The sequence below is a fragment of the Massilia sp. Masssp93 genome, assembly GCF_059491295.1.
The window spans coordinates 1780254-1803888 of sequence record NZ_CP168502.1; the positions used below are offsets into that span (position 1 = coordinate 1780254).

The following is a 23635-nucleotide window of genomic DNA, read 5'->3' on the forward strand; positions in this document are numbered from 1 at the left end:
GTGGCAGCAATCAAACCCGCAATCCCCGTCCGTCATTTCGACGTGGTCATCGTCGGCGCCGGCGGATCCGGCCTGCGCGCCGCACTGCAGTTGTCCGAAGCCGGCCTGAATGTGGCCGTGCTGTCGAAAGTCTTCCCGACCCGTTCGCACACCGTCGCGGCGCAGGGCGGCATCGGCGCCTCGCTCGGCAACATGAGCGAGGACGACTGGTACTGGCACATGTTCGACACCGTGAAAGGTTCGGACTACCTGGGCGACCAGGATGCCATCGAATTCATGTGCCGCGAAGCGCCGAAGGTCGTGTACGAGCTCGAACACTTCGGCATGCCGTTCGACCGCAACCCGGACGGCACGATCTACCAGCGTCCGTTCGGCGGCCACACCGCCAACTTCGGCGAGAAGCCGGTGCAGCGCGCCTGCGCCGCCGCCGACCGCACCGGCCACGCGCTGCTGCACACGCTGTATCAACGCAACGTCCGTTCGCGCACCCACTTCTTCGTCGAGTGGCAGGCGCTGGACCTCGTGCGCAATGCCGACGGCGACGTCCTCGGCGTCGTCGCGCTGGAAATGGAAACGGGCGACGTCATGATGCTGCAGGCGAAAACGACCGTGTTCGCCACGGGCGGCGCGGGCCGCATCTTCGCCGCGTCGACCAACGCCTTCATCAACACCGGCGACGGCCTGGGCATGGCGGCGCGTGCCGGCATCCCGCTGCAGGACATGGAGTTCTGGCAGTTCCACCCGACCGGCGTGGCCGGCGCGGGCGTCCTGATCACGGAAGGCGTGCGCGGCGAGGGCGGCATCCTGATCAACTCGAACGGCGAACGCTTCATGGAGCGCTACGCGCCCACGCTGAAAGACCTGGCGCCGCGCGACTTCGTGTCGCGTTCAATGGACCAGGAAATCAAGGAAGGCCGCGGCGTCGGCCCGAACAAGGACCACGTGCTGCTCGACCTGCGCCACATCGGTGCCGATACCATCCGCAAGCGCCTGCCGTCGATCCTGGAAATCGGCCACAAGTTCGCCAACGTCGACGCGACCAAGGAACCGATTCCCGTCGTCCCGACCATCCACTACCAGATGGGCGGCATCCCGACCAACATCCATGGCCAGGTCGTCACCCCGGACGGCACCGGTTCGCAGAAGGTCGTCAATGGCCTGTACGCGATCGGCGAATGCTCGTGCGTGTCGGTGCACGGCGCGAACCGCCTCGGCACGAACTCGCTGCTGGACCTGGTGGTCTTCGGCCGCGCGGCCGGCAACCACATCGTCGCGCAGAACCTGAAGGAGCAGGGCAACCGCGCGCTGCCGGCGGACTTCGCCGACTATGCGCTGGGCCGCCTGAATCGCCTGGAGAATTCGAGCGGCGGCGAGAAGGTGCAGGACGTGGCCAACGCGATCCGCGCCACGATGCAGAAGCACTGCGGCGTGTTCCGCACGCAGGCGCTGATGGACGAGGGCGTGCGCGAGATCATGGCGCTGGACGAGCGCCGCAAGCACGTCTCGTTCAAGGACAAGTCGAAGGTGTTCAACACGGCGCGCATCGAAGCGATCGAACTGGACAACCTGATCGAAGTGGCCAAGGCGACCGTGGTGTCGGCGGCGGCGCGCAAGGAATCGCGCGGCGCCCACGCCCACAGCGATTTCGAGCACCGCGACGACGAGAACTGGATGAAGCACACCCTGTTCTACTCGGAAGGCAATCGCCTCGACTACAAGCCGGTCGTGACCAAGCCGCTCACCGTCGACACGTTCAAACCGAAGCCCCGCACGTTCTAAGAACCTGTCTCGGTATGCGCGAACCGGTAGGGTGGGCTCCCCGAGCCCACGCGGAAGCTGGCAGATCGCAAACGTCAGGCGTGGGCGGAGGGCCGCCCACCCGACGATTTAAGAATATGAGGTAACACATGGCACGCACAGTCCACCTGAAAATCTACCGCTACGATCCTGACAAGGATGCGAAGCCCTATATGCAAGACGTCACCGTCGAGCTGAAAGACACCGACAAGATGCTGCTCGATGCGCTGCAGCGCATCAAGGCCGACGTCGACGACTCGCTGGCGCTGCGCCGCTCCTGCCGCGAAGGCGTGTGCGGTTCGGACGCGATGAACATCAACGGCAAGAACGGCCTCGCTTGCACGACGAACCTGAACGAGCTGGCGCAGCCGATCGTGCTGCGTCCGCTGCCGGGCCTGCCGGTCATCCGCGACCTGATCGTGGACATGACCAACTTCTTCAAGCAGTACCACTCGATCAAGCCGTACCTGATCAACGACTCGATCCCGCCGGAGAAGGAGCGCCTGCAATCGCCGGAAGAACGCGAGGAGCTGGACGGCGTGTACGAGTGCATCCTGTGCGCGTGCTGCTCGACGTCGTGCCCGTCGTTCTGGTGGAATCCGGACAAGTTCGTGGGCCCGGCCGGCCTGCTGCAGGCCTACCGCTTCATCGCCGACTCGCGCGACGAAGCGACCGCCGAGCGCCTGGACAACCTGGAAGACCCGTACCGCCTGTTCCGCTGCCATTCGATCATGAATTGCACGGACGTGTGCCCGAAGGGTCTGAATCCGAACAAGGCCATCGGCAAGATCAAGGAATTGCTGGTGCGCCGGGCGATCTGAGCCGGTCGTCCATGCATGACGTCCGGGTGGGCACCCCGTGCCCACCCGGCGGTATCAAACGCCGCTGACGAACGCTTCGACCAACCGGTTGAATTCCGCCGCGTGCGTCACGTTCATCCCGTGCGAGGCGCCCGTCATGGTGCGCGCCTCGGCATCCGCCATCCACTCCGCAAGCGTCTCCACGTTCTGGCGATACACGCGCGGACTCTTCGCCCCGGCGATCAGCAACGTCCTGCACTTGATGCTTTCCGCCGCGGCCTGCGTGTAGGCCGGCAGCGGGTCGCGGAACTGCTTCGGCAGCGTGGCCGCGTTGTCGATCGCCATCGTGCGGAACGGCGCGGGGCTCTTGCGCCAGATGCCCGGCATGCTGACCGAGTCGACGAACAGCTCCAGGCCGGCCTCGACGTCGCCGTGCCCGATCAATTCCGCCGCCTGCGCGCGCAGCGCATCGGTCGCCGGTGCCGTCGGCGCTTCCGGCATGCCGTCGATGTGCAGCGGGCCGCCCGGATCGGCGAGCGTCAGCGATTTCACGAGGTACGGGTATTCGCGCGCCAGGTGGAAGGCGACGCAGCCGCCGCGCGAGTGGCCCACGAGGTGCACCGGGCCGATGTCCATCGCGGTGATGAATTCGGCAAGCTCCGCGACGTGCGTGCTCCAGCTGAACGTGCCCGTTATCGCGGTGTCGTCGGCCGGCCAGTAATGACTGAGGCTGACGGACACGCACAGGAAGCGTTGCGACAGTACGTCGGCCTGGCCGTTCCAGTAGCGGTAGTCGCACAGCGAGCCGTGGACGAACAGCAGCGGTGCGCCGGAGCCGCGCGCCACGTACGGCATGCGCACACCCGAGGGCAGGGTGGCAAAGTATGTTTCCGGCGTGGCGAGGGCTTGTTGATCGGTTCGTGCGTTCATGATTGGGCTCCTTTCCGCTACTATGCACCACACCCAATCCCAAGAAAATCGCATAATATTGATCGAATCAATCAGATTTTCTGATACCAATGAAAACACTCGATCTCGACGTCCTGGCCATGATCGTGGCCGTGGCCGATACCGGCACCATCAGCCGCGCGGCCGAAGTGGTGCACCGCTCGCAATCGGCGGTGAGCATGCAGATCAAGACGCTGGAGACGGCGCTCGGCAAGCCGCTGTTCGTGCGCGGGCCCCGCAGCGTCACGCCGACGCAGGACGGCGAGGTCCTGCTGACGTACGCCCGGCGCATGCTCGCGCTGCGCGACGAAGCGTGGGCCGCCGTGGTGCGGCCGGACATCACGGGGCGCGTCGTCATCGGCGTGCCGGACGATTACGCGTCGTCGCTGCTGCCCTCGATTCTCAAGAAGTTTTCCGCCACCTATCCGAAGGTGCAGATCCAGGTGGTGGGATTGCCGAGCGTGGCGCTCGCGCCGATGGTCAAGGACGGGTCGGTCGACCTGGTGTGCGCGACGCGCGTGAAGGGCCTGGCGGGAGAATTCATCCGCTTCGAGCCGATGGTGTGGGCCGCGCCCCCCGGCGCCCGCGCCATCTGGAGCGAACGCCCGCTGCCGATCGCCGTGTTCTTGCCCGGCAGCGTCGCGCGCGAGAACGCGATCCGCAGCCTCGAACGGGCGAAGATTCCGTATCGGACGTCGTACGAGAGCCCGAGCCTGATGGGGCTCCTCAGCATGGTCGAAGCGGGGCTGGCGGTGGCGCCCCTCGCGCGCTGCGCGGTGCCCGCCCACCTCACCCTGCTCGGCCAGGCGCAAGGGCTGCCGGAAATCGACCCGCTCGAAGTCATCCTCGCGCGCAGCACCAAATCGAAGCGGCCGCCGTGCGACTTCCTGGCCGAGAAGATCATGTCGGAACTGCGGCGCTGACCGTATCCGGAGGCCAGGCCGTGTAGACGGCACCCGCATCGCGATCGCCGGGCGAGCCGCCTGGGTGCGCGACCGGCGCGGGCAATCCGGTCAGGTCGGTGCCGCCGCGGCGCCCGCGCTGGATACGGGTACCGTGCGGGACGATCGGACGAGATCGTCCCGCAGGCAGACGACCGCGCGATTATTGCTGGGTAGCCTGGTAGATCTGGTAGCTGTTGCCGCCGACGCCTTTGACGCTGTAGATGAAAATCGCCGGCAGCGCCGTGCCGCGCCACATACGCGACCGCGCGGGCCATGCGTTCGAAGGCATCGTCGGGCAGGGCGCTGAATTGCATCAGGCCGCCGTCGTCGACGAACACCTTGCCCTCGTAGATGGCAGGGAGCGCCAGCGCGTCCATGCGGGCGACGATCTCCTTGCGCATCCGCCACGTCGCCGCCGAGGCCCCCACGATGAGTGCGTCCACGCGGGCTTTTTCCAGTCCGGCCAGTACCGCCCGCAACCGGGCGGCGTCGGCCACGTCGTAGTCGATCAGCGTGATGCCGCGCTGGCGCGCGTAGCGGTGGGCACGCGCGTTGCAGCCGCCATCCGGCGCGCTGCCGTCGTGCAGGAATCCCATCCTGCGCGCCGCCGGCAAGGAGTCGGCCATGAGTTCCACGAGCTTGTCGTCGAGGCAGCGATAGGTCGTGACGCCTGTGACGTTGCGGCCCGGACGGGCGTAGCTGGCGATGAGGCCGCGCGTCAGCGGATCGTCGTGGGCCCGGAACACCACCGGGACCGCCACCGCCGTCCGCGCGGCGACGACAGCGCTGGCGGCATCGAAATCGAAGCAGACGATCAGGTCGGGCCGGCGCCGGTCGAGGTTGCGCGCCAGCTGGCGGAGCCGCGCGGGGTCGAACGAGGCGAAGTCTTCGGTGAAGCGGGCGTTGGCCGTCAGCGCCGGATCGATGCGGACGAGCGCGGCACGCAACGCCGGCAGCAGCGCGGCGTCCGGCGGCGGCGAGGACAGACAGGCGATGTCGACCGGTGTCCCGGCGCGCACCCCGAACGGCAGCGCCCCCAGCGCCAGGCTGGCGAGGAAGGTGCGGCGCGGCATGGCGACAGGTAGGCTGGCCATCGTCGATGTCTCCTGGGGCATCGGCCAGGTGGCCAATGCATTCGGCCTATTGTCACCTTAACTTAACAATGTTTCAATACATTCACTTTTTTCGTTACACAACCTTCGTCGGGAGATCACCATGTTGCAATGCTTCATACAACGGCTCTGCGCGCTGGCACTGGCGTGCACCGCCGCGCTTTCCATCGCGCCTACCACCCCCGCTGTCGCCCAGCCCATCATCGACGAGGGTTTGTCGGCCGATTGCAGCAAGGGCTTGAAGGGTCCCGTCGTGAAACCGACCTCCGACAGCAAGATCACCCACCAATACATGTTGCTGCTCGTCTTCAAAAAAGGTACGGGGAGCAAGTATTTCGGCAACCCCAAGCCGGGGCAGTACGGTTGCATCCCCAACGCCGACGGCAAGCATGATGCGGACGGAAAGTTGCACGTCGAGGCCACGGGAACGCAGCTGATGGTCGCCACCTGTCCGAACGACTGCTCGTATCCGTTGGGGAAGCATGAAGCCATGAACGACGGTGCCGATCCGCTTGGATTGAATGCATGGGGCATCGCGTCGGCCGTCGATTCGGCGCCGCCCGGAGGCGGTCCGGACCGTCATATCGAAGTCTGGGAAGTCCCGGTATTCAACGCGTGCCATGCGCGCAGCCTGTATGCGTTCAGCACCGAGAAGGGCAGCGGATTATTGACCCACGCCTACGCGGCCGGCGACATGCTCGGCGAAATGCTCGTCGGTTACAGGAGCGGCGAGCACGGCATGCCGATTTTTACCTGCCCGTGACTGCCGTGCTCAAGCCGGCGCCGGCGCCAGCGCCGGCCCCACGGGCTCCAGCCCGCGCAGGCGCAGCGCGATCATCAGCGCGGCGCCGAGCAGCACGCCCAGCAGCGCCACGACGCCGCCCCAGCCGCCGTGTTCCCACAACACGCCGCACAGCCAGCCCACGAGACTGGAGCCCAGGTAGTAGAACGATAAATACAGCGCCGACGCCAGCGCCTGCTGCGTGCGGGCGCGCCGGCCCACCCAGCTGCTGGCGATCGAGTGCGACGCGAAGAAACCGAACGTGAACACGGCCATGCCGGCCACGATGACGGCGAGATTGTGGGCCAGGGTCAGCAGCAGGCCCGCCAGCATCGTCCCCATGACGGTCCACAGGACGTGGCGGCGGCCCAGGCGGTCGGCGCGGCGGCCGGCCCAGACCGAGCTGAAGATGCCGAGCAGGTAGAGCAGGGAGATGCCGCCGACGACGCTCTGGCGCAGTCCGAACGGCGCGCCCAGCAGGCGAAAGCCGATGAAATTGTAGGCGCTCACGAAGCAGCCCATCAGCAGGAACGACAGCGCGAACAGCCAGGGCAGGCCGGCGTCGCCGAAGTGGCGGCGCAGGCCGGAGAGCGTCGCCGCCAGTCCGCCCGACGCCGGCCGGAAGTTGCGCGATTCGGGCAGGCTGCGCCAGAATTCCCACGCCGCCAGCAGGCCCGCGACGCCCATCACGGCGAGGGCCACGCGCCAGGACAGGAAGTCGGACAGGATCGCCGCCAGCATCCGCCCGACCATGCCGCCGAACGCATTGCCGCTGATGTACAGCCCCATCGACACGCCGAGCGACGCCGGCTCGATTTCCTCGCTGAGATACGCCATCGCGACGGCGGGCATGCCGCCCAGCGCGAAGCCCAGCAGCGTGCGCGCCGCCAGCAGCTGCGGGTAGTTGCGCGCGAAGGCCGCCGCCACGGTCATGATCGCGGACACGACCAGGGCGACGACCATCATGTTCTTGCGCCCGAGGCGGTCGGACAGGACGGACGACAACAGCAGGGACACGGCCAGCGCGGCCGTCGCCAGCGACAGCGACAGGCTGCTCTGCGCCGGCGTCAGCGCGAACTCCTGCGCCAGCAGCGGCATCAGCGGCTGCACGCAGTACAGCAGCGCGAAGCAGGAAAAGCCGCCGAAGAACAGCGCGCGGTTGGTACGGCGGTAGGCGGGGACGGGAGGGGACATGGCGGTACGGAGCAGGATGCGATGTCCCATCCTAGGATTGCCGAAACTGACTGTCCAATATATATTTGTGGCGTTACTTATCGTTTAAACAGATAACATGGAACTCAGGCACCTGCGTTACTTCGTGGCCGTGGCGGAAGAACTGAGTTTTACGCGCGCCGCCGAGCGGCTGCACATCGGCCAGCCGCCGCTGAGCCAGCAGATCCAGGCGCTGGAACACGAGATCGGCGCCCGGCTGTTCGAACGCAACAAGCGGCGCGTCCTGCTGACGGAAGCGGGGCGCCTGTTCCTCGTGGACGCGCGGCGCATGCTGGCGTTGTCCGAACAGGCCAAGGAAACGGCGCGCCGTGCCCACCTGGGCGAGGCGGGCGAGCTGCGCGTCGGGTTCACCTTCTCCACCCCGTTCACGCCGCTGTTCGCCAAGGTCGTGCGGCGCTACCGCCAGCAGTATCCCGGCGTGCTGCTGACGTTCCAGGAGATGGCCACGCTGCCGCAGCTGGCAAGGATCGAGGCGCGCGAGCTGGACGTGGGCTTCGTGCGGCCGGCCTCCATGCCCTTGCCGTCCACGGTGGCGGTGACGATGCTGCGCCGCGATCCGCTGCGGCTCGTGCTGCCGGCGGACGGGCCGCTCGCGCGGAAAAAGTCGATCACCGTGAAAGACCTGGCGGACCAGGCGTTCGTCGTGTTTCCCAAGGAAGCCGGCACCGGCATCTATCACCAGATCCTCGACATGTGCCGCGCCGCCGGCTTCGCGCCGACCATCGCGATGGAGGCGGGCGAGCCGTCGACGATCATCGGCCTCGTCGCCGCCGGCTGCGGCATTTCCGTCCTGCCCAGTTCCTTCGAAGGGATCCACATGGACGGCGTCGTCTACCGGCCGCTGGTCGACGCCGCGGCCACGACGTCGATGCTGCTCGCGCGGCATGCCGACGGCGGCGGTCCGCTGGTGGACGCGTTCGTCGCCATTGCGCAGGCTGCCGTGGAATGACAGCCGGCGACGCCATCCCTAGTCCGCATAGCTGATACGGTCACGGCCTTCATTCTTCGACCGGTACAGCGCCTGGTCGGCGCGGTCGACCAGTTCGAGCGGATCGCGGCGGGTCCCGGGCGTAAAGCCGACGACGCCGAAGCTCGCGGTGACGGGCAGTGTCTTCCCCGTGCCGATATCGACCGGTTCGGCGCGCACGATCCCGCGCAACGCATCGATCCGGCCCGAATCGGCCGGCAGCGTCAAGCCGGGCAATACGATGATGAATTCTTCGCCGCCGTAGCGCCCGACCGCGTCGTAAGGCCGCACGGCCGACTTCAGGCGGCGCGCCGTTTCCACCAGCACCGCGTCGCCCGCCAGGTGTCCATGCGTGTCGTTGACCCGTTTGAAGTAATCCAGATCCAGCAGCACCAGCGCGAAACTCTCGCCCGAGCGCAGGCATTTCTCGATCTCGCGCTCGACGATTTCCATCGTCGCGCTGCGGTTCCAGCAGCCGGTCAGCCCGTCCTTCAAGGCGCGTATGCGCATCTCCTCGCGCGACAGTTCCAGCTCGTGCGTTCTTTCCTGCACCAGCGCCGCCAGCCTGGTTTCGCGCCGCGTCAGCGCGCGCAGGCGGACGCGATGGAAACCATAAAACGCACCCAGCGTGGCGACGACGCACAGTCCGTAGAAAAGGCCGCTGCGCCACCAGGGCGGGGTAATCGAGAAGGCCAGTTCGGCCGGTGCCGACTGCTGCCCGGTTTCATTGTCGACGGCGACGAGCTGGAAGCGGTAATCGCCGCCCGGCAGGGCCGCATAACGCACTTCCGGCTGCACCGTTTCATTCCACTGATCGTCGACGCCGAGCATGCGGAATCGATAATGGAATCCCTGGCGGTCCTCGTATTGCAGGTTGGCGAGGTGGAATACAAGCTGGTCCGCCGTCCACGGCAATGCCGCGGCGCCTGCCGCCAGGGGGCGGCCGCCGCGGATCGCCGCTTCGATTACCGGCTTGCGTGCCGAGGCATCGAACAGGCGTTCGGGATGCAGGACGTGCGACAGGCCGTTGCTGGTGATGAGCCACATCGAGCCGTCACGGTCTTCGTATGATGTGTAGCCGTTCGAATCGTTCCATGCCAGGCCGTGCGTCTGGTTCAGCAGGCGCCAGCGGTTGCGGTTCCATACCGCGAAGCCCACGTCCAGGCCCACCCAGATCCAGCCGCGGCTGTCTTCGGCCAACGAATGGATGGCGCGATCGCGCAACACCGGCGCATCGATACGCGTGGCGCGCGGGACGCCGCGGGGATGAAGCTGCCACAAGCCTTCGTACGTGCTCGCCAACAGCGTACCGTCGCGCGTGCAAGCGAATGCCACGATGTCACGGCCATGCAACGCTGCGCCAAACGGCAAGACCTCCCACTCATGGCCGTTGAAATGCAGGATGTCGGCCACGCTCGCGAACCACAGGTCGCCGTGCCGGTCCGCGCAGCCGAAGGTCACCGGATTTTGCGGGTGACGGCCGGCGACGGCGGGAATGGGCGCCGCTTGCGGTTGCGCGCCGGCCGGCGCGGTCTCGGACAGTACGCGCAGGCCGTTCGCGGTCGCCATCCAGATTCGTCCACGGTCCGCCAGCACGTGGCTGATCAGCGGCTGATGCGCGATCAACGTCGTTCGCGCGGCGCGGTCGCGGCGCAGCAGCAGGCCCGAATACGTGCCGGCCCATAACCGGTCCTGCGTGTCGATGTCCATGGCTACCCACTGGTGTCCGGCAAAGGCCGCCGGCCCGGCGTCGGCCGTGAACCGGCGCTCGCCCGGGGCTTGCGAGGCATGGCCCGAGCGCGTGCCGACGTGCAGGGTGCCGTGGCGGTCCCGCTGCACGGAGATGACGACGTCGTCCGGCAATCCCTGGGACGCGGTCCAGTTTTCCAGATTGCCATAGCCGAGCCAATGCACCAGGCCTCGTCCCAGGGTGCCCAGCCAGATGCCGTGCTCGTGGTCCTGCAGGATGGCCGTGACGCCCCCGCCGGCATGCAGATCCTGGTCGTTGCCGAAGGATTCCCATCCGCCCTCATGCCAGCGCACCAGGCCCGAGTCGGCATTGGTCATCACCTTGCCATCCGCGTCCACCTGCAGTTCGGTGCGCAGGGAATGCTTGCGTATCTCGTCCGGTGTGCGCTCCTCGAAGCGGCCGGCGCCTGCCGGCAGTGCGAAGACGCGTGTCGCGCTGCGGATCCACAGCGTGCCGGCGGCGTCGCGCGCGATGCTGGTCCATTTATCCGCGGGCAGGCCGGCGTCGCGCCCGTCGACGACGACACGGCCATGACTGACGGTGCACAAGGATTGCATGCATCCCATCCGCAGGCTGCCGTCCGCATCGACGTGGATGCTGGCGATTTTTGCCAGTTCCGGCTGGGCCCGTATCTGCGCGGGGGTGAAGTAATTGCGGACGCTGGTGTCGCCGCCGTGCCGCGCGATCGCCAGCAGGCGACCCTCCGTGACGAGCAGGACGTCCTTGTCCGGTCCCTCGGCGCCGACCTGTCCCGGCCAGACCGCGATCGGCTTGCCCTGGTACAGGACGACGGACAGCCGCCCGCCGTCGAGGCGGTAGAAATTCTCGTACGTGCCGACCCAGGTTCCCGCGGCGCGGCCGGCGAACAGGGCGGTCACATCGGTATCCGCGAGGCCGTCCGGCGCGCCGTAGCGGCGGAAATCCGCGCCATTGAAACGGAACAGACCGTTTTCCGTGCCGACCCAGAGATAACCCGCGCCATCCTGCGCCAGCGCCGTGACGGCCAGATTGCCCAGTCCTTCACCCTGGCCAAATTGCTTCAGTGATAATTGCTGGGCAGACGCCTGAATGACCAGACAGGTAAGGGCAAGCCCGGAAAGGCGTTGGGTCAACTTCGGATTCATGACATGGAGATAAATATGGCGTTACATTGTCCGATCTTACCTTATATTGCGTGATAGCAATATTGTTGTTGCCTCTTCATGTTGCAGCGCAGCGCAGCAAACTATCGTATGTTTTCAATTTATAGAATACAATTGGCGTACTACTCCAGTCAGCAGTAAAGGATCGTCATGTCCAGCACCACCCCAGCACAGGCCGGCAGCCTGCTGCTCATGTCTCGCGAGGACAACTGCCTCATCGCCCGCGTCGACCTCAAGGCCGGCGCCACGGTCGTCATCGACGACCGCGCCGTGGTCCTGCCCGGCGACGTCCGCCTCGGCCACAAGCTCGCGCGCCGCGACCTCGCGCCCGGCGACAAGGTGCTGCGCTACGGCGCCATCATCGGCACCGCCACGGTACCCATCGCGATCGGCGCGCACATCCACACGCACAACCTGGAAAGCGACTACATCCCGACGTACACGCTCGACCAGGACGGGCACCACTTCATCGGAAGCAAAGCACATGACCACTAACTCTACATTGGCCGACGCCCCCCTGGCGGGCTATCCGCGCGCGGATGGGCGCAAGGGCATCCGCAACGTCGTCGTCGTCGCCTACCTGGTCGAATGCGCGCACCACGTCGCGCGGCTGATCGTGAACGCGTTTCCCGGCCAGCCGGTGCACCTGATCGGCTTCCCCGGCTGCTATCCGAACGAATACGCGGACGCGATCATGCGCCGCGTGCTGACGCACCCGAACGTGGGCGCGGCGCTGCTGGTGTCGCTCGGCTGCGAAAGCTTCGACAAGGGCGGCGTGGCCCAGGCCGTCGTCGACAGCGGGCGGCCCGTGCACACGGTCACGATCCAGGACGTGGGCGGCACGCGTTCCGGCGTGAAGAGCGGCGTGGAATGGGTGCAGTGGGCCGTCGAGGACCTGGCGCGCCAGGAGCGCGTGCCGATGCGGCTGGACGAACTGGTCGTGGCCACGATCTGCGGCGGCTCGGACAGCACCAGCGGCATCACGGCCAATCCGGCCGTGGGCGCGGCGTTCGACCAGCTGATCGCGGCGGGCAGCGCCTGCATATTCGAGGAAACGGGTGAGTTGGTCGGCTGCGAATTCCACATGAAGCGCCGCGCCGTCACGCCCGAGCTGGGCGACGAGATCGTGCGCACGGTCGAGAAGGCGTCGCGCTACTACACGATCATGGGCCACGGCAGCTTCGCGCCCGGCAATGCGGACGGCGGCCTGACGACGCTGGAAGAGAAGTCCCTGGGCGCCTACGCCAAGAGCGGCGCGTCGCCGATCAGCGGCATCCTGAAGCCCGGCGACCTGCCGCCGGGCGGCGGCCTGTACCTGCTGGACGTCGTGCCGGACGGCGAGCCGCGCTTCGGCTTCCCGAACATCTCGGACAACGCCGAGATCGTGGAGCTGATCGCGTGCGGCGCGCACGTCACCCTGTTCACGACGGGGCGCGGTTCGGTGGTCGGGTCGGCCATTTCGCCCGTCATCAAGGTGTGCGCCAACCCGGCGACGTACGAGCGCCTGGAAGAAGACATGGACGTCAACGCCGGCCGCATCCTGACGGGGCACGCCAGCATCGAGGAGGTCGGCACGGAGATCGTCGCGCTGGTCGCCGGCGTCGCGAACGGGGCGTGCACGAAGTCGGAAGACCTGGGCCACCAGGAATTCATCCTCACCTATAAACAGTTCGAGCCGATCGGGCCGGGCTGCCTGCCGTTGAAGGTCGCCTGAGATGGAGATCAACGACACGGACGCCAGGCACGCGAAAGGCCTGCCGTTCACGCCGCTGGGCCTCGGCTGCGCGCAGCTGGGCGGCCTGTACGATCCGATGGCGGAAGCCGACGCGCTGGCGCTCGTCGATGCCGCCTGGGACCTGGGCATCCGCTATTTCGATACGGCGCCGTACTACGGCTTCACGCTGTCCGAGCGCCGGCTCGGCGCGGCGCTGCGCGCCCGCCCGCGCGACGCCTGCGTGATCAGCACGAAGGTGGGGCGCCTGATGTGGCCCGATGCGAACGTGCGGCCGGGCGAATGCGGCTGGGCCGCGCCGCTGCCGTTCCGGCCGCATTACGACTACACGCACGACGGCATCATGCGCTCGCACGAGGACAGCCTGCAGCGCCTGGGACTGGACCGCGTCGACATCCTGTACGTGCACGACATCGGCCGCGTCACCCACGGCGAGCGCCATGCGCATTACTGGAAACAGCTGACCGAGGGCGGCGGTTTCCGCGCGCTGGAGCAGTTGCGCGCCGAGGGCGCGATCAAGGCGTTCGGCCTCGGCGTCAACGAGTGGGCAGTGGTGGCCGATGCGCTGGACGTGTGCACACTCGACTGCGTGCTGCTGGCCGGGCGCTACACGCTGCTGGAGCAGGCGTCGCTGGCGCCGCTGATGGATCGCTGCGCACGCGCGGGGACGGCCGTCGTGATCGGCGGGCCGTTCAACTCCGGCATCCTGGCGGGCACGAACAAATTCAATTACGAGGACGCCCCGGCCGCCGTCGTCGAGCGGGTGCGGACCATCGCCGCCGTGTGCCGCGAGTTCGACGTGCCGCTGCAGGCGGCCGCGCTGCAGTTCCCGATGGCCCATCCGGCCGTGGTGTCGTGCATCCCCGGCGCCCAGAACATCGCCCAGCTGCGCCAGAACGCGCACTGGTTCGACCAGCCGCTGCCGGCATCGCTGTGGGCGGCGCTCAGGCAGGCCGGCGTGCTGGACCCGAACGCGCCCGTCCCGGCGGCGTAACCATTTAATGCAACCCGTACCAAAGGAATGACATGAAATTGCTTCGATTCGGCCCCAAGGGCGCCGAGAAACCCGGTCTGCTGGACGCCGGCGGCGTGATCCGCGACCTGTCCGGCGTGGTGCCCGACCTGACCTCGGCCCAACTGGCCGGCGGCCTGCTGGCCCGCCTGTCCGACGTCGACCCGAGCCGCCTGCCGGCAGTCGCCCAGCCGGTGCGCTACGCGCCCATCGTGGCCGACATCGGCAAGCTGATTTGCGTGGGCCTGAACTATTCGGACCACGCGGCCGAATCGGGCATGGCCGTGCCGGCCGAGCCGGTGCTGTTCACGAAGGCCACCAGCTCGATCATCGGCTGCAACGACCCGGTGGTCCTGCCGCGCGGATCCGTCAAGAGCGACTGGGAAGTGGAACTCGGCGTCGTCATCGGCAAGCGCGCCCGCTACGTCGACGAAGCCGATGCGCTCGACTACGTGGCCGGCTACTGCGTCGTGAACGACCTGTCCGAGCGCGAGTACCAGCTGGAACGGGGCGGCCAGTGGGACAAGGGCAAGGGCTGCGACACGTTCGGCCCCGTCGGCCCGTGGCTCGTGACGGCCGACGAAGTACCGGATCCGCAGAACCTGGACATGTGGCTGGAAGTGAACGGCAAGCGCTACCAGACGGGCAACACGCGTACGATGGTGTTCACGGTCGCGCACCTGGTCAGCTACATCAGCCGTTTCATGACCTTGCAGCCGGGTGACGTCATCAGCACGGGCACGCCGCCGGGCGTCGGGCTGGGCCAGAAACCGGATCCCGTCTACCTGGTGCCGGGCGACCGCATGCGGCTCGGCATCGCCGGACTGGGCGAACAGGAGCAGACCGTCCACGCCTGGAACGAGGCGCTGATCGACGGCTGACCGGTAGGGTGGGCACCCTGTGCCCACGCGTGACGTATGCGGGCTGTTGGCACTACGCGTGGGCACGGTGTGCCCACCCTACAGCCCAGCGTGATACAGGCCAGGCGCCGGCGTGATACAGGCCAGGCACCGGAACGGAGACTTAGCAGACATGACGGACCCCTCGACGCGGCAGTACCGGTTTTCCCTCGTGATGATCACCACATTGTTTTTCATGTGGGGGTTCGTCCATAATCTCGACCCGATCCTGATCCCGCACCTGCGGCGTTCGTTCAGCCTGTCGGTGCTGCAGTCCGCCCTCGTGGATTCGGCCGTGTTCATCGCGTACTTCGTGATGGCGCTGCCGGCCGGGCTGCTGATCCGGCGCGCCGGCTACAAGGCCGCCATCATCTGCGGCCTGCTGCTGTTCGCCACCGGCTCGCTGATGTTCATCCCGGCCGCGAACACGCAGCAGTACGTAGTGTTCCTGGCCGCGCTGTTCACCATCGCGTGCGGCCTGACGATCCTGGAGACGGCGGCCAATCCGTACGTGACCCTGCTGGGCAAGCCGGAACGGGCGGCCCAGCGCATCAACCTGGCCCAGTCGTTCAACGGCCTGGCGGCCACGCTGGCGCCGATCATCGGTGCGCGCCTGATCCTCGTGCATGGGGCGAACGACCAGCAACTGGCCGCGATGCCCGAGGCGGCACGCCAGGCCGCGCTGGCGGCGGAAGCGGCCAGCGTGAAGGGGCCGTACATGGTGCTGGGGCTCGTCATCCTCGTGCTCGCCGTCGTGTTCTACTTCCTCAAGCTGCCGGAGATCGGCGGCAGGTCGGGCAATGCGCCGGCCAAGAGTTCGGTCGGCGCGGCGCTGCGGGTGCCGTCCATCCGCCGCGGCGCCATCGCGCAATTCTTCTACGTGGGCGCGCAGGTCTGCGTGTTCAGCTTCTTCATCCTGTACGCCACGCGCTCGGCGGGCGTGTCGCCCGTCACCGCGGCCGATTACCTCGGGTGGGGCTGCGGCATGGCGTTCATGGTCGGGCGCTTCGTCGGCACGGCCCTGATGCGCGTCGTGGCGCCGGCGCGGCTGCTGTGGCGGTATGCGCTGGCCTGCACCGTCCTGGCGGCGGTGGCGATGCTGGCGCACGGCCTGGCCAGCATCGCGGCCGTGATCGGCATCGCCTTCTTCATGTCGATCATGTTCCCCACCATTTTCTCGCTGGGCCTGAACGGCGCCGGCCACCATGCCGACATGGGGAGTGGCCTGATCATCATGTCGATCGTCGGCGGCGCCTTGCTGCCGCTGGTGTTCGGCTTCGTCAGCGACGTGACGCACAACGTGCAGTTCGGCTACGCGGTGCCGCTGCTGTGCTTCGTCGTCATCGCCTGGTTCGCGCGCGCCGCGCTGGTGCAGGACAGCCGTGACGCCCACGCGGCGGCGCCATCTTCAATAGGAGTTACGAAACGTGTTTAGACTGAGCGACAAGACGGCCGTGATCACGGGCGGCGGCAGCGGCATCGGCAAAGCGATCGCCCAGTTGTTTGCCCGGCAGGGCGCGCATGTGCACGTGGTCGACCTGAGCGACGCCGCCTGCCTGCAGGTCGTGCGCGAGATCCGCGAGGAGGCCGGCCGCGTCACCTCGCACGCCTGCGACGTGGCGCGCCAGGCCGACGTGGAGGCGCTGATGGCGGCCATCGGCCCGATCGACATCCTCGTCAACAATGCCGGGATCGCCCACATCGGCAAGGCGGACACTACGAGCGAAGAGGATTTCGACCGCGTCATGAACGTCAACGTGAAGGGCGTCTACAACTGCCTGCACGCCGCGATCCCGCAGTTGCGCGCGAACGGCGGCGGCGTCATCGTCAACATGGCGTCCGTCGCGGCCTGGGTGGGCATCAAGGAGCGCTTTGCGTACTCCACGGGCAAGGGCGCCGTGATGGCGATGACGCTGTCCGTCGCCAAGGACTACCTGCAGGACGGGATACGCTGCAATTCCATCTCGCCGGGCCGGGTGCATACGCCGTTCGTGGACGGCTTCCTGGCGCGGACTTATCCGGGACGCGAAGCGGAGATGTTCGAACAGCTGTCGAAGACCCAGCCCATCGGCCGCATGGCCAAACCGGAGGAGGTGGCCGCGCTGGCGTTATACTTGTGCAGCGACGAAGCGGCCTTCATCACCGGCACCGACTATCCGATCGACGGCGGCTTCATCACCCTGAACTCTTGAGCCCCGCACGATGATCATTTCTTCCGCCACCGACTACCGCGAAGCCGCGCGCCGCAAGCTGCCGCCGTTCCTGTTCCATTATCTCGACGGCGGCTCGGGCACCGAGACGACGCTGCGCGCGAACGTCGACGACCTGCAGCGCGTCGCCCTGCGCCAGCGCGTGCTCAAGGGATCGGAAACGCTGGACCTGTCGACCGAGTGGTTCGGCGTGAAGCACGACCTGCCGCTGGCGCTGGCGCCGATCGGCCTCGCCGGCATGTATGCGCGCCGCGGCGAAGTGCAGGCGGCCCGCGTGGCGGCGGAACGCCATATCCCGTTCATCCAGTCGACCGTGTCCGTGTGCCCGCTGCAGGAAGTGGCGACGCAGTCGGCGCAACCGATCTGGTGCCAGCTGTACGTCCTCAAGGACCGCGGCTTCATGCGCGACTACCTGCGCCGCGCGCGCGAGCTGAGCATCAACACGCTGGTGTTCACCGTCGACATGCCGGTGCCCGGCGCGCGCTACCGCGACGCCCACGCCGGCATGAGCGGCCGCCACGGCCCGCTGCGGCGCGTGCTGCAGGCGATGGCGCATCCGCGCTGGGCGCTCGACGTCGGCCTGCTCGGCAAGCCCCACGACCTGGGCAACATCTCGACCTACCGCGGCAATCCGACCGGGCTCGCGGACTACATCGGCTGGCTGGCCGCCAACTTCGATCCGGGCATCAGCTGGAGCGACCTGCAGTGGATCCGCGACGAGTGGCAGGGGCCCATGGTCATCAAGGGCATCCTCGACGCCGACGATGCGCGCGATGCGAAATCGTTCGGCGCGGACGGCATCATCGTGTCCAACCACGGCGGCCGCCAGCTGGACGGCGCGCTGTCCACCGCGAAGGCCCTGCCGGCCATCGCGCAGGCGGTCAAGGGCGACCTGACCATCTTCGCCGACTCCGGCGTGCGCACCGGCCTCGACGTCGTGCGCCTGCTGGCGCTGGGCGCCGACGGTGTCCTGATCGGGCGCGCCTTCGTGTACGCGCTCGCGACGAGCGGCGCGGCCGGCGTGCGCAATCTGCTCGCCATCCTGGAAAAGGACATCCGGACCAGCATGGTGCTCACCGGCGTGCAATCCGTGCGCGATATCGACGCGTCCTGCCTGGCCTGAGCGGTTCCGGGCGGCATGCGACGGCGTCGCATTGCGCCCATGATTGTCTTAAATTTATAGAATACATAGAAAAAGGCGAAACGATGAACCAGATGAAAAGCATCGTGTGCGAGGGGCCCGGCGAACTGCGCCTGCGGCTCGGGCCCGTCCCGACGGCCGCTGCCGGCGAGGTGCTGCTGCGCGTGCGGCGCATCGGCGTGTGCGGGACGGACATGCACATCTTCCGCGGCACCCAGCCGTATCTGGCATACCCGCGCGTGATGGGCCATGAATTGTCCGGCGAAGTGGTGACGGCGCCCGCCGGCTCCGGCCTCCTGCCTGGCGACGGCGTGTTCGTGATGCCCTACCTGTCGTGCGGCGATTGCGTCGCGTGCCGCAAGGGCAAGACGAATTGCTGCACGCGGATCCAGGTACTCGGCGTGCACCGCGACGGCGGCATGGCCGAATACCTCGCGGTGCCCGCCGCTTTCGTCCTCAAGACGGAAGGCATCTCGCTGGACGATGCCGCCATGCTGGAATTCCTCGCCATCGGCATGCACGCGGTGCGCCGCGGAGCCGTGGCGGCCGGGCAGCGCGTGCTGGTGGTCGGTGCGGGACCGATCGGCGTGGCGGTCGCGCTGTTCTCCGCCCTCGCGGGCGCCGAGGTCACGGTGCTCGACGCGCGCGCCGACCGCCTCGGCTTCTGCAAGGACGTACTGCACGTCGCGCATGCCGTGACGGCGGGCGAGGGCGACCGCGAGCAGCTTGCCGCCATTACCGGCGGCGACTTCTTCGACGCCGTGTTCGACGCCACCGGCAACATCAAGGCGATGGAGCGGGGCCTGGATTTCGTCGCCCACGGCGGCACGTATGTCCTCGTATCAATCGTGCCGGAACGGCTCTCGTTCGCCGACCCCGAGTTCCACAAGCGCGAAACGACGCTGCTCGGCAGCCGCAACGCGACCGTGGACGACTTCCGCGCCGTGCTCGCGGCGATGAAGGCGGGCCTCGTGCCGACGCGGGCGATGAACACCCACCGCGCCACGCTGGACGAATTCATCGACGCGCTGCCGCGGTGGATGGATCCGGCCAGCGGCGTGATCAAGGCCATCGTCGAGGTGTGAATGACGCCGCCTCCCGCAATGACGCGCAGATCCGGTAGAATGACGGATTGTCCATATGGACTGGATTCCGGACTTCATGGCCCGACCTCCCACCATCTTCAAGCGCAGTGCGAACCTGCTGCTGCAGTATATTGCCGACCACGTGGCGGTCGGCGACGCGCTGCCGACCGAGCAGCACATGGCCGAACTGGGCGAGGGCAGCCGCACGGCGATCCGCAGCGCGCTGGCGCATTTCCGCGAGTGCGGCCTGATCAGCGACCTCAAGGAACGCCGCCTGCTGCGCAAGCCGCAGCGCACGGATTACTTCGACCTGGACGAACTGCGGACGGGCGCCGACCGCATCCGCGACGTGCTGATGGAGCGGATCTATCGCAGCGACCTGCCGCCCGGGGCGGAGTTCTCGGAAACGGAACTGGCGCGCGCGGCCGGCACGAGCACGATCAGCGTGCGCGAATTCCTGATCGGCTTTTCCCATTCGGGCCTGATCGAGAAGAAGCCGCGCGGCGGCTGGCGCCTGTGCGCGTTCGACCGCTCGTTCGCCATGGAGCTGGCCGACGTGCGCCAGATGTTCGAGTTCGCCGCCATCGACCGCTTCATCGCGCTGCCGCCGGACGATCCGGCGTTCCGCGAGCTGGGGCAGCTGATCGCGCGCCACGAGCAGCTGGGTTCCGTCATGCCCACGCATCACAAGGACTTCCCGGCGCTCGACCGCGACTTCCACGCCTTCCTGATGGGGCAGTTGGACAATCGCTTCGCGCAGGGCTTCTTCGACCTCGTGTCGCTGGTGTTCCACTACCACTATCAATGGGACAAGTCGCAGGAAATGGTGCGCAACGAGTATGCCGTGCACGAACACCTGGACATCCTGCGGGCGCTGGCGCGACGCGACGTCATGGCCGCGCGCGAGGCGATGCGCATCCACCTGAATTCGGCGCGCAGCACCCTGCTGCAGGCGATCCGCGTCCGCGAAATGAAGGCGCACCCGGGCTGACGCACGGGCCGGCGCGGGAGGGCATCTGATGCTCGTCGACGCCCATCAACACTTCTGGCGGCTGGCCGACCGCAACGGCGCGTGGCCGCCGCCCGCGCTGTCCGCCATCTACCGCGACTTCCTGCCGGGCGACCTGGCGCACCTGCTCGACCGGCACGGCGTCGCGCGGACGGTCCTCGTGCAATCCATGCCCAACGAGGACGACACGCGCTTCATGCTCGACCTGGCGCGGCGCCATCCGTTCATCGGCGGCGTGGTCGGCTGGGTCGACATGAAGGCGCCCGACGCGGCGGCGCGGATCGACGCGCTCGCGGCCGATCCGATGCTCAAGGGCTTGCGGCCCATGCTGCAGGACCTGGAGGACGACGACTGGATCGCCGACGCGGCGCTGGCGCCGGCCGTGGCGGCCATGCTGCGCCATCGCCTCAGCTTCGACGCCCTGGTCCTGCCGCGCCACCTGCCGGCCTTGCGCACGTTTGCCGAACGCCATCCCGATTTGCCGATCGTGATCGACCACGGCGCCAAGCCGCTGATCGAACATGGCGTGATGGCGCCCTGGCACGCCGACATCGCGCGCCTGGCCGCCATGCCGCACGTGTGCTGCAAGCTGTCCGGGCTCGTCACGGAGGCGGGGCCCGGCTGGGATGTCGACTGCCTGCGGCCGTACGTGGCGCATCTGCTCGCGAGCTTCGGCCCGCAGCGCCTGATCTGGGGCAGCGACTGGCCCGTGCTGAACCTGGCGGCCGATTACGCGGGCTGGATCGCCGCCTGCGCCGCGCTGCTGGACAGCCTGGACGAGCCGGACCGGCAAGCCGTGTTCGGGCTGAACGCCCGGCGTTTTTACCGTATCGATTGAGGAGGAGTGATATGCAGAGAATGGGAATGATGATCGGCATCGCGCCGGAAAAGATCGCGGAATACAAGGCGCTGCACGCCGCGGTCTGGCCGCAGGTGCTGGCGCGGCTGAGCGAGGCGAACGTGCGCAACTACACGATCTTCCTGCGCGAGCCGGAGAACGTGCTGTTCGGGTATTGGGAATACCACGGCGCGGACTTCAATGCCGACATGGGGCGCATCGCGGCCGATCCGGAGACGCAGCGCTGGTGGACGTTCTGCGGCCCCTGCCAGGTGCCGCTCGCGAGCCGGGCCGAAGGCGAGCACTGGGCGATGATGGAGCCGGTGTTTCACATGGATTGATGGATCAGATCGAAGCGGCCGGCTTTTTCCCGGCTGTCGTCGCGTCGTTCGGGTCGACGAGCGCAGCCGGCTCGTCCGGCTCGACGATGGCCGCCAACATCGCCGGACCGTCGCGCATCGCGCCGGGCACGAACCGGTGGCGCCATCTGAAGCTGGTCGTCCGGTGCACGCCGGTCACGCGGGCGGCATCGCGCACCGTCCGCGATTCGAGGACGGATTGCAGGAATGGCAGCCAGCACTCCTTTTTGCGCAGGCGCGCGAGCGGCGTGCCGGTCAGCGCGTTATAGGTGCGCCCGCAGGCGGCGCAACGAAAACGCTGCAGGCCGCTTGCCTGGCCGCAGCGGTGTACGCGGGCGCAACCGCAATGCGGACAGGGCCGGCCTCTGGCGGCCTGTTCGATCAAGGCGATACATTCCGCCGAATGCGTGCGGCTCGCGATCCACTCGCGCAGCCGGGTAACGTCGGAGGCCGACAGGGGCAACGCCGACAATGCGGCGAATACGTCGTCGAAGGGCAGGCCGCGCATCGTCATTCCTCATGAGTTGGCTCGATGATGCATATGACCTCTAGAACCGGATTCGGTTCACATGCCTGAGGAGACACTGGACAGCCCGGCAAGACAGCCGAGCCGGACGCCCTGGCCGGCGCCCCGTGGTCAGCCGTCGCTGCGCAGTGCCGCGATCGGGTCCAGCGCCGCCGCCTGGCGCGCCGGATACACGCCGAACCCGAGCCCCACCGCCACGCACGCCAGCACGGCCAGCAGCAGGCTCACGGGCGACCACGCGACGGACCACCCGGCCAGCGCCGCGATGCTGTAGGCCGCCACGGCGCCCAGCACCAGGCCCAGCGCGGCGCCGCTGACGGCGATCACGAGCGCTTCGGCGAGGAACTGCTCCACCACGTCGCGGCGGCGCGCGCCCAGCGCCCGTTTCAGGCCGACTTCCCGGCGCCGTTCCAGCACGTTGGCCAGCATGATGTTCATGATGCCGATGCCGCCCACCAGCAGCGACACGGCCGCGATCGAACTCATGACGATGGTGAAGATGCGCTGCGTCTGCTGGTTCTGGCGGTACAGGCCCAGCGGCACGATGAGGTTCGTGTCGTCGACGCCGCCGTGGCGCTGGGCGATCAGCGCCTGCAGCACGCGCGCCGCGTCGTCCGGCGCCACCTTGCCGTCCAGGCGGACGCTGAGGCCGTCCACCTCGTCGTCGATGCGGCGGAAACTGAACCGGGCGCGCCCCGTTTGCCAGGGCACGAACAGGCGTTCGTCGTCCAGCCCCAGCTTGACGCCTTCGAATTCCGATTTGCCGGGCGTGCGGTCGGCCAGCACGCCCACCACCTGCAGCCACACGTGGTTGACCTTGACCCGCTGGCCGATGGCCGGCGCGGCGCCGAACAGCGTGTGCGCGAGGCGCGCGCCCAGCACGCACACGGGCGCCAGCGTGGCGCCGTCGGCCGGGGTGAGCCAGCGTCCCGCCGCCAGCTGCAGGCCGCCGTGTTCGGCGTAGCCCGGCGACACGGCGAAGGCCTGTCCGCTCACGACCCGGGCGCCGACGATCAGCTGGTCGACCTTGATTTCCTTTTTCAGCGCCACCGAGCGGGCGCCCGGCACGACGGACAGTGCCGCCACCCCGTCCGCGGCCGACAGTCCGAGCGACCGGGTACGGACGTCCTTCAAGTGCTCGGCGTCGATGCCCTTGCTCTCGACCAGCACATTGTTCAGTCCCAGTTCGGCCACGAGCCGCAGCGCCTCGCGCCTGCTGCCTTCGCCCACGGCCAGCATGGCGACGATGGCGCCCACGCCGAAGATCATGCCCAGCAGCGTGAGGCCGGTGCGCAGTTTGCGCCGCCGCAGTTCGGCGACGGCTTCCAGTAACAGTGCGCGGTTCATTTG

Annotated in this window: 21 protein-coding genes and 1 pseudogene; 16 read left to right on the forward strand and 6 right to left on the reverse strand. The window is 67.7% G+C overall.

All coding sequences use genetic code 11. From position 1 onward, the window contains the following. Complete coding sequence (gene sdhA, locus ACEN9Q_RS07535) at positions 1-1779, forward strand: succinate dehydrogenase flavoprotein subunit (protein ID WP_495627896.1); 1779 nt, start codon at positions 1-3, stop codon at positions 1777-1779. Positions 1780-1907: 128 nt separating this feature from the next. After that, entirely contained in the window at positions 1908-2618 is a 711-nt protein-coding gene (locus ACEN9Q_RS07540; protein ID WP_495627897.1) for a succinate dehydrogenase iron-sulfur subunit, read from the forward strand. Between the two features lie 54 nt (positions 2619-2672). Here the strand turns inward: ACEN9Q_RS07540 and ACEN9Q_RS07545 are convergent, their stop codons facing one another. Then, on the reverse strand, positions 2673-3527 hold the full coding sequence (locus ACEN9Q_RS07545) for an alpha/beta fold hydrolase (protein ID WP_495627898.1): 855 nt from the start codon (positions 3525-3527) through the stop codon (positions 2673-2675). 89 nt (positions 3528-3616) lie between these two features. Between ACEN9Q_RS07545 and ACEN9Q_RS07550 the strand changes: the two genes are divergently transcribed. Further along, complete coding sequence (locus tag ACEN9Q_RS07550) at positions 3617-4468, forward strand: LysR substrate-binding domain-containing protein (RefSeq protein ID WP_200958326.1); 852 nt, start codon at positions 3617-3619, stop codon at positions 4466-4468. A 401-nt stretch (positions 4469-4869) separates the two neighbouring features. Here ACEN9Q_RS07550 and ACEN9Q_RS07555 read toward each other — a convergent pair. Beyond that, positions 4870-5604, reverse strand: a pseudogene (locus ACEN9Q_RS07555) (ABC transporter substrate binding protein); the annotation flags it as partial. 100 nt (positions 5605-5704) lie between these two features. Here ACEN9Q_RS07555 and ACEN9Q_RS07560 point away from each other — a divergent pair. Continuing rightward, complete coding sequence (locus ACEN9Q_RS07560; protein ID WP_495627899.1) at positions 5705-6364, forward strand: hypothetical protein; 660 nt, start codon at positions 5705-5707, stop codon at positions 6362-6364. 9 nt (positions 6365-6373) lie between these two features. Here the strand turns inward: ACEN9Q_RS07560 and ACEN9Q_RS07565 are convergent, their stop codons facing one another. Beyond that, positions 6374-7576: an MFS transporter gene (locus ACEN9Q_RS07565; RefSeq protein WP_495627900.1), complete on the reverse strand. Its 1203-nt coding sequence runs from the start codon at positions 7574-7576 to the stop codon at positions 6374-6376. A gap of 97 nt (positions 7577-7673) precedes the next feature. On the opposite strand from ACEN9Q_RS07565, the gene ACEN9Q_RS07570 reads away from it, so the two are divergent. Then, on the forward strand, positions 7674-8564 hold the full coding sequence (locus ACEN9Q_RS07570) for a LysR substrate-binding domain-containing protein (RefSeq protein WP_495627901.1): 891 nt from the start codon (positions 7674-7676) through the stop codon (positions 8562-8564). Between the two features lie 18 nt (positions 8565-8582). Here ACEN9Q_RS07570 and ACEN9Q_RS07575 read toward each other — a convergent pair whose 3' ends face one another. Then, entirely contained in the window at positions 8583-11444 is a 2862-nt protein-coding gene (locus ACEN9Q_RS07575; protein ID WP_495627902.1) for a ligand-binding sensor domain-containing diguanylate cyclase, read from the reverse strand. Positions 11445-11624: 180 nt separating this feature from the next. Here ACEN9Q_RS07575 and ACEN9Q_RS07580 point away from each other — a divergent pair, with 180 nt between their 5' ends. The 11 genes from ACEN9Q_RS07580 to ACEN9Q_RS07630 all read left to right on the forward strand — a co-directional run bounded on the left by ACEN9Q_RS07580 (position 11625) and on the right by ACEN9Q_RS07630 (position 21741). Further along, on the forward strand, positions 11625-11969 hold the full coding sequence (locus tag ACEN9Q_RS07580; protein WP_495627903.1) for a UxaA family hydrolase: 345 nt from the start codon (positions 11625-11627) through the stop codon (positions 11967-11969). After that, the gene (locus tag ACEN9Q_RS07585; RefSeq protein WP_495627904.1) at positions 11959-13188 is read left to right on the forward strand and encodes a UxaA family hydrolase; all 1230 of its coding nucleotides are present in this window, start codon (positions 11959-11961) and stop codon (positions 13186-13188) included. Before ACEN9Q_RS07580 ends, ACEN9Q_RS07585 begins: the two co-directional genes overlap by 11 nt. A 1-nt stretch (position 13189) precedes the next feature. Further along, positions 13190-14200, forward strand: a complete 1011-nt coding sequence (locus ACEN9Q_RS07590; RefSeq protein WP_495627905.1) for an aldo/keto reductase — start codon at positions 13190-13192, stop codon at positions 14198-14200. Between the two features lie 32 nt (positions 14201-14232). After that, entirely contained in the window at positions 14233-15099 is an 867-nt protein-coding gene (locus tag ACEN9Q_RS07595) for a fumarylacetoacetate hydrolase family protein (protein WP_056442697.1), read from the forward strand. A gap of 151 nt (positions 15100-15250) precedes the next feature. Next, complete coding sequence (gene fucP, locus ACEN9Q_RS07600; RefSeq protein ID WP_056442700.1) at positions 15251-16552, forward strand: L-fucose:H+ symporter permease; 1302 nt, start codon at positions 15251-15253, stop codon at positions 16550-16552. Further along, a complete protein-coding gene (locus ACEN9Q_RS07605) occupies positions 16545-17309 on the forward strand; it encodes an SDR family NAD(P)-dependent oxidoreductase (RefSeq protein WP_495627906.1) in 765 nt (254 codons plus the stop codon). The genes fucP and ACEN9Q_RS07605 overlap by 8 nt, the downstream gene beginning before the upstream one ends. Positions 17310-17319: 10 nt before the next feature. Continuing rightward, on the forward strand, positions 17320-18450 hold the full coding sequence (lldD, locus tag ACEN9Q_RS07610) for an FMN-dependent L-lactate dehydrogenase LldD (protein WP_056442706.1): 1131 nt from the start codon (positions 17320-17322) through the stop codon (positions 18448-18450). Between the two features lie 92 nt (positions 18451-18542). Beyond that, positions 18543-19553: a zinc-binding alcohol dehydrogenase family protein gene (locus ACEN9Q_RS07615; protein WP_056442914.1), complete on the forward strand. Its 1011-nt coding sequence runs from the start codon at positions 18543-18545 to the stop codon at positions 19551-19553. A 76-nt stretch (positions 19554-19629) separates the two neighbouring features. After that, positions 19630-20544, forward strand: coding sequence for a GntR family transcriptional regulator (locus ACEN9Q_RS07620; RefSeq protein WP_056442917.1), 915 nt, complete (start codon positions 19630-19632; stop codon positions 20542-20544). 28 nt (positions 20545-20572) lie between these two features. Further along, the gene (locus ACEN9Q_RS07625) at positions 20573-21400 is read left to right on the forward strand and encodes an amidohydrolase family protein (protein ID WP_495627907.1); all 828 of its coding nucleotides are present in this window, start codon (positions 20573-20575) and stop codon (positions 21398-21400) included. 11 nt (positions 21401-21411) lie between these two features. After that, a complete protein-coding gene (locus ACEN9Q_RS07630) occupies positions 21412-21741 on the forward strand; it encodes an L-rhamnose mutarotase (protein WP_056442712.1) in 330 nt (109 codons plus the stop codon). A gap of 4 nt (positions 21742-21745) precedes the next feature. Here ACEN9Q_RS07630 and ACEN9Q_RS07635 read toward each other — a convergent pair whose 3' ends face one another. Next, a complete protein-coding gene (locus ACEN9Q_RS07635) occupies positions 21746-22267 on the reverse strand; it encodes a transposase (RefSeq protein WP_495627908.1) in 522 nt (173 codons plus the stop codon). Between the two features lie 129 nt (positions 22268-22396). Further along, positions 22397-23632, reverse strand: a complete 1236-nt coding sequence (locus ACEN9Q_RS07640; protein WP_495627909.1) for an ABC transporter permease — start codon at positions 23630-23632, stop codon at positions 22397-22399. Positions 23633-23635 lie beyond the last annotated feature (3 nt).

Coding starts and splice junctions, on each gene's coding strand:
- lldD (WP_056442706.1), top strand. CDS start 17,320: ATGATCATTTCTTCCGCCACCGACTACCGCGAAGCCGCGCGCCGCAAG.
- ACEN9Q_RS07585 (WP_495627904.1), top strand. CDS start 11,959: ATGACCACTAACTCTACATTGGCCGACGCCCCCCTGGCGGGCTATCCG.
- ACEN9Q_RS07565 (WP_495627900.1), bottom strand. CDS start 7,576: ATGTCCCCTCCCGTCCCCGCCTACCGCCGTACCAACCGCGCGCTGTTC.
- ACEN9Q_RS07560 (WP_495627899.1), top strand. CDS start 5,705: ATGTTGCAATGCTTCATACAACGGCTCTGCGCGCTGGCACTGGCGTGC.
- ACEN9Q_RS07545 (WP_495627898.1), bottom strand. CDS start 3,527: ATGAACGCACGAACCGATCAACAAGCCCTCGCCACGCCGGAAACATAC.
- ACEN9Q_RS07540 (WP_495627897.1), top strand. CDS start 1,908: ATGGCACGCACAGTCCACCTGAAAATCTACCGCTACGATCCTGACAAG.
- ACEN9Q_RS07550 (WP_200958326.1), top strand. CDS start 3,617: ATGAAAACACTCGATCTCGACGTCCTGGCCATGATCGTGGCCGTGGCC.
- ACEN9Q_RS07630 (WP_056442712.1), top strand. CDS start 21,412: ATGCAGAGAATGGGAATGATGATCGGCATCGCGCCGGAAAAGATCGCG.
- fucP (WP_056442700.1), top strand. CDS start 15,251: ATGACGGACCCCTCGACGCGGCAGTACCGGTTTTCCCTCGTGATGATC.
- ACEN9Q_RS07580 (WP_495627903.1), top strand. CDS start 11,625: ATGTCCAGCACCACCCCAGCACAGGCCGGCAGCCTGCTGCTCATGTCT.
- ACEN9Q_RS07635 (WP_495627908.1), bottom strand. CDS start 22,267: ATGCGCGGCCTGCCCTTCGACGACGTATTCGCCGCATTGTCGGCGTTG.
- ACEN9Q_RS07570 (WP_495627901.1), top strand. CDS start 7,674: ATGGAACTCAGGCACCTGCGTTACTTCGTGGCCGTGGCGGAAGAACTG.
- ACEN9Q_RS07620 (WP_056442917.1), top strand. CDS start 19,630: ATGGCCCGACCTCCCACCATCTTCAAGCGCAGTGCGAACCTGCTGCTG.
- ACEN9Q_RS07625 (WP_495627907.1), top strand. CDS start 20,573: ATGCTCGTCGACGCCCATCAACACTTCTGGCGGCTGGCCGACCGCAAC.
- ACEN9Q_RS07595 (WP_056442697.1), top strand. CDS start 14,233: ATGAAATTGCTTCGATTCGGCCCCAAGGGCGCCGAGAAACCCGGTCTG.
- ACEN9Q_RS07615 (WP_056442914.1), top strand. CDS start 18,543: ATGAAAAGCATCGTGTGCGAGGGGCCCGGCGAACTGCGCCTGCGGCTC.
- ACEN9Q_RS07590 (WP_495627905.1), top strand. CDS start 13,190: ATGGAGATCAACGACACGGACGCCAGGCACGCGAAAGGCCTGCCGTTC.
- ACEN9Q_RS07640 (WP_495627909.1), bottom strand. CDS start 23,632: ATGAACCGCGCACTGTTACTGGAAGCCGTCGCCGAACTGCGGCGGCGC.